The 13,956-nt window shown below is 49.0% G+C and carries 14 protein-coding genes and 1 riboswitch; of the genes, 12 read left to right on the forward strand and 2 right to left on the reverse strand.

Annotated elements, in window-relative coordinates:
* Positions 1-29: 29 nt before the first annotated feature.
* Positions 30-1,796 (reverse strand): M61 family metallopeptidase, encoded by a 1,767-nt coding sequence (locus ACUZ8J_RS08490; protein WP_446693565.1) that lies wholly within the window; start codon positions 1,794-1,796, stop codon positions 30-32.
* Positions 1,797-1,941: 145 nt separating this feature from the next.
* On the opposite strand from ACUZ8J_RS08490, the gene hinT reads away from it, so the two are divergent.
* The 12 genes from hinT to ACUZ8J_RS08550 all read left to right on the forward strand — a co-directional run bounded on the left by hinT (position 1,942) and on the right by ACUZ8J_RS08550 (position 11,596).
* Positions 1,942-2,298, forward strand: coding sequence for a purine nucleoside phosphoramidase (gene hinT / locus ACUZ8J_RS08495; protein WP_011623075.1), 357 nt, complete (start codon positions 1,942-1,944; stop codon positions 2,296-2,298).
* The gene (locus tag ACUZ8J_RS08500; RefSeq protein ID WP_011623074.1) at positions 2,295-2,822 is read left to right on the forward strand and encodes a PaaI family thioesterase; all 528 of its coding nucleotides are present in this window, start codon (positions 2,295-2,297) and stop codon (positions 2,820-2,822) included. The genes hinT and ACUZ8J_RS08500 overlap by 4 nt, the downstream gene beginning before the upstream one ends.
* Positions 2,809-3,273 (forward strand): PaaI family thioesterase, encoded by a 465-nt coding sequence (locus ACUZ8J_RS08505; RefSeq protein WP_011623073.1) that lies wholly within the window; start codon positions 2,809-2,811, stop codon positions 3,271-3,273. Before ACUZ8J_RS08500 ends, ACUZ8J_RS08505 begins: the two co-directional genes overlap by 14 nt.
* Positions 3,274-3,381: 108 nt before the next feature.
* Entirely contained in the window at positions 3,382-3,774 is a 393-nt protein-coding gene (locus ACUZ8J_RS08510) for a YcfL family protein (RefSeq protein WP_011623072.1), read from the forward strand.
* Between the two features lie 171 nt (positions 3,775-3,945).
* Positions 3,946-4,056: riboswitch (TPP riboswitch) on the forward strand.
* A gap of 53 nt (positions 4,057-4,109) precedes the next feature.
* Positions 4,110-6,308 (forward strand): TonB-dependent receptor, encoded by a 2,199-nt coding sequence (locus ACUZ8J_RS08515; RefSeq protein WP_089067577.1) that lies wholly within the window; start codon positions 4,110-4,112, stop codon positions 6,306-6,308.
* Between the two features lie 95 nt (positions 6,309-6,403).
* Positions 6,404-6,664: a YkoF family thiamine/hydroxymethylpyrimidine-binding protein gene (locus ACUZ8J_RS08520; RefSeq protein WP_446693566.1), complete on the forward strand. Its 261-nt coding sequence runs from the start codon at positions 6,404-6,406 to the stop codon at positions 6,662-6,664.
* Between the two features lie 68 nt (positions 6,665-6,732).
* Entirely contained in the window at positions 6,733-7,398 is a 666-nt protein-coding gene (gene pnuC, locus ACUZ8J_RS08525) for a nicotinamide riboside transporter PnuC (protein WP_039978502.1), read from the forward strand.
* Positions 7,399-7,488: 90 nt separating this feature from the next.
* The gene (locus ACUZ8J_RS08530) at positions 7,489-8,760 is read left to right on the forward strand and encodes a phosphotransferase (protein ID WP_446693567.1); all 1,272 of its coding nucleotides are present in this window, start codon (positions 7,489-7,491) and stop codon (positions 8,758-8,760) included.
* A 110-nt stretch (positions 8,761-8,870) separates the two neighbouring features.
* Complete coding sequence (locus ACUZ8J_RS08535) at positions 8,871-9,743, forward strand: DUF6279 family lipoprotein (RefSeq protein WP_446693568.1); 873 nt, start codon at positions 8,871-8,873, stop codon at positions 9,741-9,743.
* A gap of 50 nt (positions 9,744-9,793) precedes the next feature.
* Entirely contained in the window at positions 9,794-10,387 is a 594-nt protein-coding gene (locus tag ACUZ8J_RS08540; RefSeq protein ID WP_446693569.1) for an HvfX family Cu-binding RiPP maturation protein, read from the forward strand.
* Between the two features lie 128 nt (positions 10,388-10,515).
* Positions 10,516-11,064 carry an NAD(P)H nitroreductase gene (locus ACUZ8J_RS08545; RefSeq protein ID WP_446693570.1) on the forward strand — a complete coding sequence of 183 codons (549 nt, stop codon included), beginning with the start codon at positions 10,516-10,518 and terminating at the stop codon, positions 11,062-11,064.
* Positions 11,065-11,098: 34 nt separating this feature from the next.
* Positions 11,099-11,596 (forward strand): GNAT family N-acetyltransferase, encoded by a 498-nt coding sequence (locus ACUZ8J_RS08550; protein WP_446693571.1) that lies wholly within the window; start codon positions 11,099-11,101, stop codon positions 11,594-11,596.
* Between the two features lie 99 nt (positions 11,597-11,695).
* Here the strand turns inward: ACUZ8J_RS08550 and ACUZ8J_RS08555 are convergent, their stop codons facing one another.
* Positions 11,696-13,924: a M3 family metallopeptidase gene (locus ACUZ8J_RS08555; RefSeq protein WP_446693572.1), complete on the reverse strand. Its 2,229-nt coding sequence runs from the start codon at positions 13,922-13,924 to the stop codon at positions 11,696-11,698.
* Between the last annotated feature and the right edge of the window lie 32 nt (positions 13,925-13,956).

The raw sequence follows: 13,956 nt of genomic DNA on the forward strand, positions 1-13,956 counted from the left end.
TATTGCATTAAATATAAATGCATTAAAAATTAGCGACCTAACCAAGCCTGCAGTTTGTCTTTATCTGTGATGCTTAAGGCAACCGTATCCTTTGGCGCCTCGGCAATAATCAGTTCTCCCGTCATCAATTCATCGCGTCTAAACCAATGCAGGGTTAAGTGTTGTCCGAGTGGGTATTGCTGAAGCTGCGCTTCAAATTGACCTGTCACCTGCAGATTATCCGCCGCAATTAAGATATCTCCGGCGCTTAAGCCCGCAAGGTGCGCAGGGCTGCCTTGGGCGACCGTGGTTACTTTAAGGCCGATTGGTGCGGCTTGCGTCTTAGCGCCAAAGGCAATCTCATACCCTTTGGCCGAGCCACCGCCGACATCCTGCGCGCCTTGGCTCGCTCTCAGGGTCAATTCAACGCCAAACTCGGCCAGTAGCGGTGCCAGCGGGATATCGTCGGTGTTGTCTAAATAGGCGAAGAGATCTTGGCAATCGCGCCCCAATAAGCGTTCAACAATCCTTTGATGACATTCATCTGTGGTGCCGCGATTTTGCAGGGCATATTCCTGCCACAGAATGGTCATTAGATCGTCGAGGTTGTATTTTCCTTGAGTCTCGCTTCTGAGGGTTAAATCGAGATACAGAGCAAACAGTGCGCCCTTAGTGTAATAACTGATAATGGCGTTTTGGGCGTTTTCATCCTGTTTGTAGAACTTAGTCCAAGCGTTAAAGCTCGAGTCCTTAATGCTTTGTTTAAAGCGGCCTTGACTGCGATACACCCTTGTAAAGGTTTCGCTCAGCATATCTAGGTAGCTTTGCTCATCGACTAAGCCTGCGCGATAGGTAAGGAAATCATCATAATAGGAGGTGATGCCCTCATAGGCCCACAGTTGCGGAGTATAGGTTTCCGCCTCGAGTTGATAGGGTAAGAAGCATTCTGGCTTGATGCGCTTGACATTCCAGCTGTGGAAATATTCATGGCTGCAGAGCGATAAATAGGTGCGGTAGTCGTTATTAATCGGTGCATCCATCGACAGCGGCAAATCTTTGCGCGAGCACATGAGTGCTGTCGATGCCCTATGTTCTAAACCACCAAAGCCATTGTCGAGCACTGTTGTCATAAACAGATAACGTTCAAAGGGCGCTGGTGTGCCAAACAGCTTGATTTGATATTCGCAAATCGCCTTTAAATCTTGGCAGAGTCTCGGCATATGGGCGCGGTGGCGACCGTTTAATACAATATCGTGTCTCACGCCACAGGCTTCAAAACTGGCGTGGGTGAATAGCCCCATCTCAACTGGATGATCGATAAGTTCGTCATAGCTTTGTGCGCAAAATTCACCAAAGGCAAATTCATCACCGCTTTGACGTGTCATGCGAGTCGCGAGTCGCCATTCGCTTAGGCTCGGCTCGGTCGGCGCCGCCATCGTTACTGTGTGTAAGCCTGCCTCAAAGCCGTGGGCGGCTAAAAATACACTGCTGCCGTTAAAGAAACCGTGGGTCATATCGAGGTGCGCGGTGCGTACCGACAAGTCCCAAGCATACACTTGATAGGTTAAGGTGAGTTGGGTGCTTTGATGTTCGACCGACCAGGTTTGTTTATCCAGCTGAGTGAGCTTAAGCGGCTCGCCGTTATCGCCCGTGGCTTTAAGATCGATAATATTCTTGGCAAAATCCCGCACCATATAACTGCCGGGAAGCCACGCGGGAAGGCTAAAAACTTGTTTAGGGTGAGGCTTTTGTACCGTCATGGTGACGGCGAACAAGTGCGCCTTGGGATCGACGGGAATGATGTGATAGTGGATCATAATTTATCCTGTAAAACCGATGCGTTTTAATGGGCGTCATGCTGCCAAAAATGCGCACAACAGGCAAATGAAACGCAAAATATCTGGAGACACAAAGCGTTGAATTGCTAGTATACTATCCCAATTAACCCAAGGAGGACTCCCCATGGCCGAAGAAACCATTTTCAGCAAAATTATCCGCCGCGAAATTCCCGCCGACATTCTGTATCAAGACGAGCTGGTGACCGCATTTAGAGACATCTCACCAAAGGCGCCAACCCATATTCTGATTGTGCCGAATCATTTGATCCCAACTGCAAATGATATGAAAGCTTCGGATGAGCCTGCACTCGGCCGGATGATGACAGTGGCGGCCAAATTGGCGGCAGAGGCGGGGATTGCCAAAGATGGTTATCGTTTGATCATGAACTGCAACAAACATGGCGGACAGGAAGTGTACCATATCCATATTCATCTCGTTGGCGGAGAGCCATTGGGACCCATGCTGAGCCAAGGTCAATGAAGGTAAATCCTGATTTTTTTCCGCTGACTCAAATGGCGCAGCGATTTGTCGATCAGCTCGCCCAGTGCCGTCGCTTAGGGTTAACCGTGCTCGAAGCCAGTGAGCACCATGTACTGATTGAGTTGCCCTATAGCACTGAGTTAATTGGTTATCCCGATACGGGGGTTATCCACGGCGGGGTGATCACCACCTTGATGGACACCGCCTGTGGCAGCGCGGTAGTGAGTGCGATTTTTCAAAAATATCAATCCTTAGAAATTTCGCCGACCCTCGACTTACGGGTCGATTATATGAAGCCCGCGCAGCCCCATAAGCCAGTTTATGGCTTCGCCGAGTGCTATAAGTTGTCATCTAATATTGCCTTTACCCGCGCCATCGCCTATCAGGACAGCATTGATGATCCTATCGCCCATGCGGTGGGCTCTTTTATGCGGATCAGCCCCGAAATGGTGGGCGATGCCTTTAGACAAGCCTTGATGGGAGAAGCCGTGCCGCCCTTAGGAGAGACAGATGAACTCAAATAAGCCGACCGAGCAGAAAACCCTCGATGTGCAGGGAATTGTAAAACGCGCCACCGAGCTGAACGACTTTGGTCATCTACTCGAACATGTACCTTATGCTAAGTTTATTGGCATGAAGGTCGAGCGTTTTGGCGACGAGCTGATTTTTAAACTCCCCGCTAAGGACGACAATATCGGTAATCCCATCCTGCCCGCGATTCATGGTGGAGTGATTGCTGGTTTTATGGAAATGTCAGCCATAGTGCAGTTAATGGTGTTTATGCAAACGGCAAAAGTACCAAAAGTAGTTGATTTCTCGATTGATTACCTGCGTGCTGGCCTACATAAGGACAGCTTCGCCGAATGTCGTATCACCCGTCAGGGTCGACGGGTCGCCAATGTGAATATCAATTGTTGGCAAACCAATCGTAAGCAGTTGATCGCTACCGCAAGGGCGCACTTTTTAATCGATTAATCGCGAGGCTAGGGCAGGATGAGTACGTTAAGCATAAGTTCAGCTGGCGTAGTGTCATTGCCCATCCGTTGTTCGGCACCTAGGTTTTTGTGAGTGAGGGAAAACAAAATGAAAGCAATTTACAGTGGATTAATCTTGGCTGCAGCACTGACACTCGGTGCCTGTACTAATACGGCGGGCATTTCGGTGAACTCACTGGGAGAAACCCGCGTCGATAGCAAAAGTTTTGCCCGTGATATCAGTGTTGAAGGGGTTGAGGCGCGCCGTGTTGGCGATCTTATCCAAGGTTCGGCGTTGATTGTCAGCAAGTCCTCAAGCGATATGCGAGTGCAATATAAGTTTACTTGGTACGACGCCAGCGGCTTTACCATCGAAGATGAAGCCACCAGTTGGAAATCGGTGAAATTACACGGTAAACAACAGCTGCAAGTATCGGCCGTGGCCCCAAATGCACAAGTGGCGAAATTCGATGTCTATGTGCGCGAGACTTATTCAAACTAACGTTTTGCGAGTGTTAGTGTGAATGTGAGTGTGGGCTAAAGAATACAGCGGTATTTCGTTACGCTAACACCCAGTCGATATCGATTAAACGGCCATTAAGCCAAAAAATGCCAGCAATGCTGGCATTTTTCATTTCAAAGTGTCGTTCTTTCCTGCTTGTCATGTATACTTAGCGCCGCCAAGGGGTGTTTGCCAATAAAGTGGCAGACTGAGATGTCATCAGACGAACCCTTAGAACCTGATCCGGCTAATACCGGCGTAGGAATGGGCCAATCAACAGCACACTTCTGAATCGCTTATTCGTTGCCGGATCTCAAACATGTATTTGAGGTCCTATGTCTAACAAAAAGTCTACCAAGAGTTCCACCTTCTCCTTATCGTTAACGCGTGCGCCATTGGCGCTGGCCATTTCGGCGGCGTTAAGCACGGCCGCATGGGCGCAAACCGATGCTATCGATAAACCTGAGCCTAGCAATGATATGGAAATCATGGTGGTGACTGCAGATTTTCGCAGTGCCAGCTTAGAAAAAATGCCATCGAGCATTACCGTTATCGATGCCCAGCAAATTCAAGATGAAAGTGCCCAGCACTTTGAAGATGTGATGAATTCCATCGCCAACTTTAACTGGTCGGGTGGCAGCTCACGTCCTAAGTATTTCCAGATCCGCGGTGTGGGTGAACAGGAACAATATCAAGGCGCGCCTAACTCATCTGTAGGTTATATCATTGATGATATAGATTTATCTGGTATCGGCATGGTGTCGAGTATGTACGATCTGCAGCAGGTCGAAGTGTTACGCGGCCCGCAGGGTACCCGCTATGGCGCCAATGCGTTAGCGGGCTTGATTTACCTTAAGAGTAATGACCCGACCGATGTGTTTGAACATGGCGCCGAGGTCTCTTTAGGCAATGACGATTTGCAAACCTTCAGCGGTTTTAGCTCAGGGCCGTTAACCGATTCGGGTAAATTGTTGTACCGCGTGTCGCTGCAGCAACATCAACAAAACGGTTATCGCGATAATCTGTATTTAAATAAAGAAGATACCAATGGTCGTGATGAATTTACTGGTCGCGCTAAATTACGCTGGTATGCCACCGACAATCTGCAACTCGATTTAACTCTGCTGCATGCCGATTTTGATAACGGCTACGATGCCTGGAGCTTAACCAACGATCCTAAACATACTATTTCGGATCAGCCGGGTGTCGATAGCCAGCGCACCACGGGCGCAGGATTTAAAGCAACTTACTCGGGCGCTGAGTCGTTTGAGTTAACCTCGCTGACTTCATTTGCCAATACCGATCACCATTATAGTTACGATGGCGATTGGGCGAACCCTGAATATTGGGCCTCCAAGCAATGTGAGGATGAGGGCAATCTCGCCCCTTGTCAGTACGATTACTTCTGGGACAAAACCGGTCAGCGTAAGACCTTATCCCAAGAGTTCCGCTTAAGCTCGACCGACCAAGGCCGTATTTTTGCCGGCTCAACCGACTGGTTACTTGGGGTTTATGCAATGAACCTTAAAGAAGATAACCAACTGTATTCTGAATATAATACTTGGCCCGATGAGGTATTAGATTCTGAATATGAAGCAACCAATTACGCCGTATTTGGTCAGCTGGATACGGATTTAGGTGCCGATTATGCCTTGTCTGTGGGACTGCGTGTCGAGCGTCGCAATAGCCATTACTCAGACACCAACAATGATAATTTTGACCCGAGCGAAACCATGTGGGGCGGCCATATTGCGCTGAGCAAAGTGCTGAATGAGTCCCATAATGTGTACGCCCGTGTGGCGCGCGGTTACAAGGCGGGCGGTTTTAACATGACTTTGCCAGTCGAACTCAATGATAAAAAAGAGTTTGATACCGAAACCCTATACAACTACGAAATCGGTCTTAAATCCCATTGGTTTGAAGGGCTTATCGATACGAATCTGGCGCTGTTCTATATGGACAGACAGGATCAGCAAGTGGCCGCATCCCAGCAAGATCCTAACAAGCCACAACGCTTTATCCTCTACACTGAAAATGCGGGTAGCTCACACAACTACGGTGCCGAGTTGGACGCCACTTGGTATGCCACCGATAATCTCCAGTTTTACTCAAGCCTAGGTTGGTTAGAGACGGCGTACGGCGATTACCAGTACCAAGATAAATACGGTAGCGATGTGGACTTAACGGGTCGCGATTTGGCCCATTCACCACACTTGACCTACAGCTTAGGCGGTACGTATCGTGCGAACTCGGGTTGGTTTGCCAACGTCAACATGAGTGGTAAGAGTGAGTTTTACTACTCAGACAGCAACGACTCGCGCTCTGAGCCATACACCATTGTGAATGCGCGCTTAGGTTACGAGGCGAGTGCTTGGTCGGCGTATTTATGGGGCCGCAACCTGTTCGATGAAGAATATGGCGTGCGTGGTTTCTATTTTGGTAATGAGCCGGATAACGGCTGGGCGGAAAAGCAATATATCCGTTACGGCGACCCTCGCCAAATTGGGGTGACACTAAACGTTAAGTTTATGTAATCCCAGAAGAATGAGACATCAGATGTCAGGCTGTGCTCGCTCATTGCGTCACCGCCTGACGATTGCATTATTAGCATTTGACCCAAGGAGTGAAGATGAAACTCACCGCCGAAATTAGCATGTATCCCTTTAATGAAAATTATCTTGACCCGATCAAATGGTTTATCCATCGCTTGGATAATTACCCAAGGATTCAACGTGTTACCAATGCCATGGCGACGCAAGTGTGCGGCGACTATCAAGACGTGATGGCAATGCTCGCGACCGAGATGCAAGCCGCCCATGAAAAATGGGGCAAAGCCGTGTTTGTATGTAAGTTTATTGGTGGTGAGCTGAATTTAGCCCACAGCGAGTAACGCCCTAAGTTAACTTGAACGCTAAAGCGAAGTGATTCAAGCAAGCGATATTGAATGAGAGTAAGGCAATGACAGAATTATGGTTAACGCTGGTCAATAGTGTTAATGCGGCCCTAGGGGAAGTCCATGTGATGACAGCATGGGAAGCCTTAGCCGTGGTATTGGCCATGGCCTATTTGCTTCTGGCCATGAAGGCAAGCGTTTGGTGCTGGGCGGCGGCATTTACCAGCACGGCCATTTACACTGTCTTGTTTTGGAAAGTAGCACTGCTGATGGAGTCGGTGCTGAATATCTATTATATGGCCATGGCCCTCTATGGTTACTGGCTCTGGACCCAAGGTGGCGATAAACATCAAGGGGTGAAAGTGACTACTTGGCCGCTGAAAACCCATTTAAAGTTGATTGTTGCGACGGGTATTGTTTCCCTTGGTGTTGGCCATGGGATGGCAACTTTTACCCAGGCTTCCTTTCCCTATCTCGATGCGGCCACTACTTGTTTTGCGGTGATGACGACCTATTTAGTCGCTAAAAAAGTGTTGGAGAATTGGCTGTATTGGGTGGTTATCGATCTGGTGTCGATTTACCTTTATCTCAGTAAGGGACTGATGCTGACTTCATTATTATTTGTGCTCTATGTTGGCCTGGCGGTTGTAGGCTATTTCCTGTGGCGCGCTGCCCTTGCCGATAGCCGCAATCCCCATCTGGAGTCGAGCGCCGCAAAACTACTCGGCTAACGGTGGCAGATATCAACAGATGATGGCCAATACACAAGGGCTGCGAATGCCTAATACGCTATTTAACATGATTGTTCTGGTAAGCCACTAATGCCGCCCATTGTTGATCAGGACAAAGATACGCTGCTTGCGGTATTAGCGCAGGCAGGGCTTACTGATATCCGCCAAATCCAGCCGTTAGCGGATGGATTAAGTAACCACAACTATCATATCGAGACACCGATGGCGCATTATGTCTTGCGTGAAAACGCCGATGCCGCCGACAGCTTTTGTTCGCGGGAGCAAGAGTTGTTCTATTGGCGCCATCTTGCCAAGGCAAAGCTTGCCCCCGAGTTACTGTGGGTGAGTGGCGATCAGCGTTATTACCTAAGCGAGTTTATCTTTGCGCAATCTCTCCCAAGCCTTCCTATAGCATCTCAGTTTGCGCCGCTGATGGAGGATATTGAGGGCAGGGCAAATCTGCTTACCGAAGAGCCTATTGCGGCAAGTGGTATTGATCGACTTGATAACCTAGTGCCACGCGAGCCAAGTATGGCATCAGGTTATCAAGAACAGAGCCTGCCAAACTTAAGCCTGCCAAACTTAAGCTCGAAAGAACTAAGCTCGAAAGAATTTAGCTGGAAAGAATTAGAGTCTCAATGCTGTGCGGCGACCTTTTGCCAAGGTGAAGCGCATATTGAGGCTTGGTTGCAATCTCATGCCGATATCAAGGGCGCAGCAGACAAGCTGGCTTGGTATCCGTCCGAACGGCTCGCCCTATTGGAAGCCATAACGCCGAATTGCGCCCACAGCCTGTTACTGCAATTGCTGCAACAGCTTCGCGAGCAAGCGACTGGGCCGTACCACATCAGTATCACTGAGCAATGGCAGGAATATCACACGCAGTTGTTAGCCTTTGCCGCAGCGGATAAGGGTGAGGCGTGGCAGAGCCGATTGGCGCAATTGCTCAGCATTCAAAGGCCGATCCATGGCTGGACGGCAACCTTAGCCGATTGTTTAGTCAAACCGCAGTTTTGCCATCGCGACTTAAATCCCCATAATCTGCTGCTTAAAGATAACCAGTTGTATTGCATCGATTTTGAGTATACAACCGCTTCCCATCCACTGTGTGAACTGGCCGTTGTGCTCGCCACGCACCTATTAACACCTGCGCAGCGGCATCTGTTAGTGCGACAGTATCTGGCAGGACACCCCGGTTTAACCTCGGATGCCATCAAGGCGATACCCGCTGCCATCGAGATGTATTGGGTGTTTGCCGTGTATTGGGCATTATTAATGGCGGCGCACACCCATGGCGAGCGGCAGCAGGAATACTTCAACTGGTTCGATCATTTTTGGCCACTTATCAGCCAAGCATCTTAAGTATTTTGTTTCTCACCGCCTCGGCTTGGTAAAGGTTGCTGTGTTAAAAAAATAAACTTTCTATTAACCTCAGTGTCATAGGATGACCAAGGCTGAACGGATGCAAATTGATGAAAAAAGGTGTGTTGTTACTGGTGTTGCTGTTTGGCTTAACGGCCTGCTCGACCAAATTTAGTTATCATTTTCTCGACTGGGCCATAGGTTGGGAGCTGGATGACTATGTCAGCCTTGATAAAAACCAGCAAAAGGTCGTTGATGGGCTTATCGACAAGTTTGTACTTTGGCACCAATCCGAAGAACTCGGCTATTATGTGGCGCAGCTAACCGAAGTTGAGCAGCAGATCCAAACCAATACCTTAACACCCGCATTGTGGGCCGAGCAGGTCACACTCGCCAAACGGCATTGGTTTCGGTTATTTGAGTTTGCGCTGCCGGAAATGTTGCCGATCATCTCATCGTTAACCGATGAACAGGTGAAGCAAATTCTTGCCCAGTCGCGAAAAGACGAGCAGGAATTGATTAAGGAATTTGCCGGTAAAACCCCCGAGCAGTTACAGCAAGAGGCCGATGAGAATCTTATTGAGCAATTTGATGACTGGCTGGGTAGCGTAACGGATGAGCAAAAAACGCTTATTCATCAATATAATCAGCAGCGACTGTCGACTTTAGATATGTGGCTCGATTACCGCCACGAATGGCTGCGCCAATTTGAAGTTGCCCTTGGGCAGCGCAGCGATATTCCGCTGCTGACCGAACGATTGACCCTGCTGATGACGCGCCCTGACGAGCTTAAGTCGGAAAAACATCGCGCCATTTTAAGGCAAAACACCGAAGCCTTCGGCGGCTTGTTACTCACGATCAATGCCAGTCTGTCATCGAAGCAGTCCAAGCATTTTTATAAAAAGCTGAATAAGCTTATTCAAGATCTTCGTGAATTAAATCAAGAGGGGATCGAAAAAGTGGCAGAAGTCACGAAAGATTAATCCCTAAGCCAAGGTCTATTGGGCAACTCCATCTAATGTTGAGATTGCCCATGTCCCTTGTGAAAATTTATCAAAAATTCCTCAATGCGAGCCGTTATGCTGAGGGGCTTGCTCCCTTAGCCCTTAGGCTTTATCTCGCGCCAGTGCTAATGCAAGCTGGCTATAACAAACTTGCGCACTTTGAAGACACTGTGACTTGGTTTGCTAATCCCGATTGGGGATTGGGTTTACCTATGCCGACGTTAATGGCGGCGCTGGCAGCGGGCACTGAGTTTTTTGGCGCGTTTTTGTTACTCGTTGGCTTAGCGACGCGGCTGATTTCTATCCCTTTGATGATAACCATGCTGGTGGCGGCGTTTACTGTGCATTGGCCTAATGGTTGGCTGGCGATTGCCGATGGCAGTTCATGGCTCGCCAATGAGCGGGTGCTTGAGGCGGGTGATAAGCTGGATAAGGCCAAATCCCTGTTGCAGGAATACGGCAATTACGATTGGTTGACCAGCTCGGGTAACTTGGTGGTGCTGAATAATGGTATTGAGTTCGCAGCGACCTATTTTATTATGTTGCTGGCACTCTTAAGCCTAGGAGGCGGGCGTTATGCCAGTCTCGATTACTTTATTGCGAAGCGTTATAGCGTAAAGTAATCCAAGTGACTTTGCTTGTAACACTTTCAATCCCACTTTTGCGTGGGATTTTTTGTACCTCTTTAGCCGCAATTTGCTATGCTTGAGCCAATTTACACGCACCTATTTTTCAGAACAGGGATAATCACTTGGACGCTATCGAACTTTTACTCACCCGCCAATCCACTCCAAGATTAACCGCGCCAGCGCCCAACGATCATGAGCTTAAAATCATTTTAGATGCGGCGATTCGAGTGCCAGATCATGGTGCCTTAGCACCGTGGGAATTTATTATTGCCACAGGCCAAGGGTTAGACACCTTAGCAGATATCTATGTTAACGCGGCCAAAGCCAGCGGCGCCGATGAAGATTTTATCAATAAAGCCAAAGGGATGCCGATGCGCGCTCCTATGGTGATTACCGTTGTGGCGAAAACCCAACAACACCCTAAAGTGCCAGTGCTTGAGCAGCAAATCGCGGCGGGCTGCGCCACGATGGCGATGCAGCAAGCGGCATTCGCGCTAGGATTAGGCGCTGTGTGGCGCACCGGGGATTTTGCCTTCGACGCCAACGTGAATGCGGCATTAGGCTTAGCGCCAGAGGATCAAATCGTTGGCTTTTTATACGTGGGCACCCCAGCGGTAGCCGCACCGAAAAAACCGCAAAAGGATGGCAGCCAGTACGCCCGCTACCTATAACCTAGTTTATCCCCTCTGAATGGGAGTCCTTAGTATGCAAGTTGCCCACACCCCAAGATTGCTGCTTCGGCAGTTAACGCCCGATGATGCGTCATTTATTTTGGTCTTACTCAACACCCAAGGATTTATCGACAATATCGGTGATAAGGGTGTACGTAGTTTGCAAGATGCCAAGGACTATATCGCCAATGGACCCGCGATTAGCTATCGCGAGCATGGTTTTGGCTTGTTTGCCGTGGTGCTGGCCGAAAATGGTTTTCCGATTGGCATTTGCGGCCTGATTAAACGGCCAACGCTGGCGGATGTGGACTTAGGCTATGCCTTTTTGCCGCAGTATTGGGGTAAAGGTTATGCGTTTGAAGCCGCTAAGGCCTCACTGGAGTTTGCTAAAACCTTAGGGATTGAACGGATTGTCGCGATCGTCAGCCCGCATAATCAGGCCTCTAAGTCGCTGCTGAATAAATTAGGCATGTCGTTTGAAACCCAGTTGCAGCTTACCCCTAACGATGCGCCGGTGGAGCTGTTTAGCTAAGCAGTGGTTTTATGTGCGAGTGAGTGCGTCTACGCGCAATAAAATGGGGAGCTTAGCTCCCCATTTTTATCTCTTTTGCTTTTCCCTTAGGGGATGAGATTAATCCGCTAACAGACCACGGCTACGCAGCAACGGCTCAATGCCAGCTTCTTTACCACGGAAGTTTTTATACATCAGCATAGGGTCGTCACTGCCACCCTTAGACAAGATGTTGTTACGGAAGGCATCGGCCGTCGCTTTATCGAAAATGCCATTTTCTTTAAAGGCTTCGAAGGCATCGGCACCTAAAATATCTGACCAGAGGTAGCTGTAGTAACCTGCTGAATAACCGCCCGCGAAGATATGCGAGAAGTAAGTGCTGCGGTAACGTGGGCTGATCTCATTAATCAATCCCATGGCAGCTAAGGAGTCGGCCTCAAACTTGGCGGCATCCTTAGGCGTGGTATCGGTCAGGGTGTGCCAATCTAAATCGAGCTTAGTGGCGGCCATATATTCAACGGTCGCAAAGCCTTGGTTGAATTTGCTGGCGGCTTGGATTTTTTTGACCAGTTCCTGCGGGATTACTTCACCAGTTTTGTAGTGCTTAGCAAATTGCGCGAGCACTTCAGGCTGAGTCATCCAGTTTTCGTTGACCTGTGAAGGGAACTCTACATAGTCGCGAGGTACTGCCGTTCCGCCTTGAGAGCGATATTCGACATTGGATAACATGCCGTGGAGCGCATGGCCAAACTCATGGAACAGGGTGCTGGCTTCATCGAAGGTGAGTAACGCAGGCTCATTACCCGCTGGGCGAGGGTAGTTCAACACGTTAACAATAATGGGTTTAGAATCGACACCGTTCATATGGTATTGCTTGCGGAACGAGTTCATCCAAGCGCCGCCGCGTTTGCTATCACGGGTAAAATAGTCACCCATAAAGATGGCCATAAGCTTGCCGTCTTTATCGTACACTTCCCAAGTACGCACTTCTGGGTTGTATTTGGGTAAGTCGGTGCGTTCTTTAAAGGTTAAGCCATAGAGGCGATTGGCTGTGTAGAACACGCCTTTTAGGGTGCTGTCGAGGGAGAAGTAAGGGCGAGTTTGCTGCTCGTTAAAGCTGTACTTCGCGACACGGATTTTGTCGGCATAGTAATCCCAATCCCAAGCTTGCAGCTTAAACTTACCGCCTTGGCTGTCGATTAATGCCTGCATATCCGCAACTTCGGCCTTGGCTTGAGCAAGGGCTGCTGGCCAGACTTTATTGAGTAAGCCATAGACATTTTCTGGTGTCTTGGCGGTGCGCTCTTCTAACACAAAATCCGCATGGGTTTTATAGCCCATGAGCTGTGCACGTTCGGCGCGCAACGCGGCAATTTTTGCCAGAATGACTTTGTTATCATTGGCATTATTGTTGTTACCGCGCTCGATATAACCCTTATAGAGCTTTTCGCGTAGTTCGCGATTATCGGCATACGTTAAAAACGGCGTGATAGATGGGCGTGAGGTGGTAAATACCCATTTGCCTTCATGACCACGCTTTTTCGCGGTTTCGGCGGCAGTGGCAATCACATCAGCGGGTAAACCAGACAGGTCAGCTTGCTTATCAATCACCAGCTCGAAGGCATTGGTTTCTGCTAACAGATTGTCACCAAAGGCTAAGTTAAGCTTGCCGATTTCTTCATTCAGGGCGCGCAGCTTGGTTTTATCCTGCTCGCTGAGGTTAGCACCGCCACGGGTGAACGACTTATAGGTGTCTTCCAATAATTTGGCCTGCGCCGTGTTGAGCTTTAGGCTGTCTTTGCTGTTATAGACGGCTTTAACACGTTGAAACAGTTTATCGTTCAATAAGATATCGTCTTCGGCGGACGATAACATTGGCGAGATTTCCTTGGAAATTGCTTGCAGCTCAGGAGTGGTATCAGCGCCAGTTAAGTTAAAGAAGACGTTGGATACGCGGGTGACGAGATCGCCTGAAAACTCCATCGCTTCGATGGTATTGGCAAAGGTAGGCTTGTCTTTGTTATCGACAATCGCTTGAATTTCTTCGTGTTGCTGGGCGATACCCGCCTTAAATGCAGGGAGGAAATGCTCTGGCTTAATCTTGTCGAAGGCCGGAATTTCCATAAATGTATCATAGGGTTTAAAGAATGGGTTGCTGGCATTTTGGCTGATGATTTGCGCCGACATCGCATTCGGTGCGACTGTCGCCTGCGCCGCAGTATCGCTGTGCTGTGCGCTGCAGCCACTTAAGGCGAGGGCGAGTGTGATGGCGCTAAAGGTCAGTTTAATAGCGCGTGGTTTGAGTGTGCGCGCGTTAAGGGCCTGTGATTTTAGGCTTAGTCCCTTCATGTCAATTCCCCGTTAGGTGATTATTATTCTGT

This window comes from Shewanella sp. Koi 1, assembly GCF_052907445.1.

Excerpts from the sequence above, each read along its gene's own strand:
- ACUZ8J_RS08490 (WP_446693565.1), bottom strand. The coding sequence starts at position 1,796 with ATGATCCACTATCACATCATTCCCGTCGATCCCAAGGCGCACTTGTTC.
- hinT (WP_011623075.1), top strand. The coding sequence starts at position 1,942 with ATGGCCGAAGAAACCATTTTCAGCAAAATTATCCGCCGCGAAATTCCC.
- ACUZ8J_RS08500 (WP_011623074.1), top strand. The coding sequence starts at position 2,295 with ATGAAGGTAAATCCTGATTTTTTTCCGCTGACTCAAATGGCGCAGCGA.
- ACUZ8J_RS08505 (WP_011623073.1), top strand. The coding sequence starts at position 2,809 with ATGAACTCAAATAAGCCGACCGAGCAGAAAACCCTCGATGTGCAGGGA.
- ACUZ8J_RS08510 (WP_011623072.1), top strand. The coding sequence starts at position 3,382 with ATGAAAGCAATTTACAGTGGATTAATCTTGGCTGCAGCACTGACACTC.
- ACUZ8J_RS08515 (WP_089067577.1), top strand. The coding sequence starts at position 4,110 with ATGTCTAACAAAAAGTCTACCAAGAGTTCCACCTTCTCCTTATCGTTA.
- ACUZ8J_RS08520 (WP_446693566.1), top strand. The coding sequence starts at position 6,404 with ATGAAACTCACCGCCGAAATTAGCATGTATCCCTTTAATGAAAATTAT.
- pnuC (WP_039978502.1), top strand. The coding sequence starts at position 6,733 with ATGACAGAATTATGGTTAACGCTGGTCAATAGTGTTAATGCGGCCCTA.
- ACUZ8J_RS08530 (WP_446693567.1), top strand. The coding sequence starts at position 7,489 with ATGCCGCCCATTGTTGATCAGGACAAAGATACGCTGCTTGCGGTATTA.
- ACUZ8J_RS08535 (WP_446693568.1), top strand. The coding sequence starts at position 8,871 with ATGAAAAAAGGTGTGTTGTTACTGGTGTTGCTGTTTGGCTTAACGGCC.
- ACUZ8J_RS08540 (WP_446693569.1), top strand. The coding sequence starts at position 9,794 with ATGTCCCTTGTGAAAATTTATCAAAAATTCCTCAATGCGAGCCGTTAT.
- ACUZ8J_RS08550 (WP_446693571.1), top strand. The coding sequence starts at position 11,099 with ATGCAAGTTGCCCACACCCCAAGATTGCTGCTTCGGCAGTTAACGCCC.
- ACUZ8J_RS08555 (WP_446693572.1), bottom strand. The coding sequence starts at position 13,924 with ATGAAGGGACTAAGCCTAAAATCACAGGCCCTTAACGCGCGCACACTC.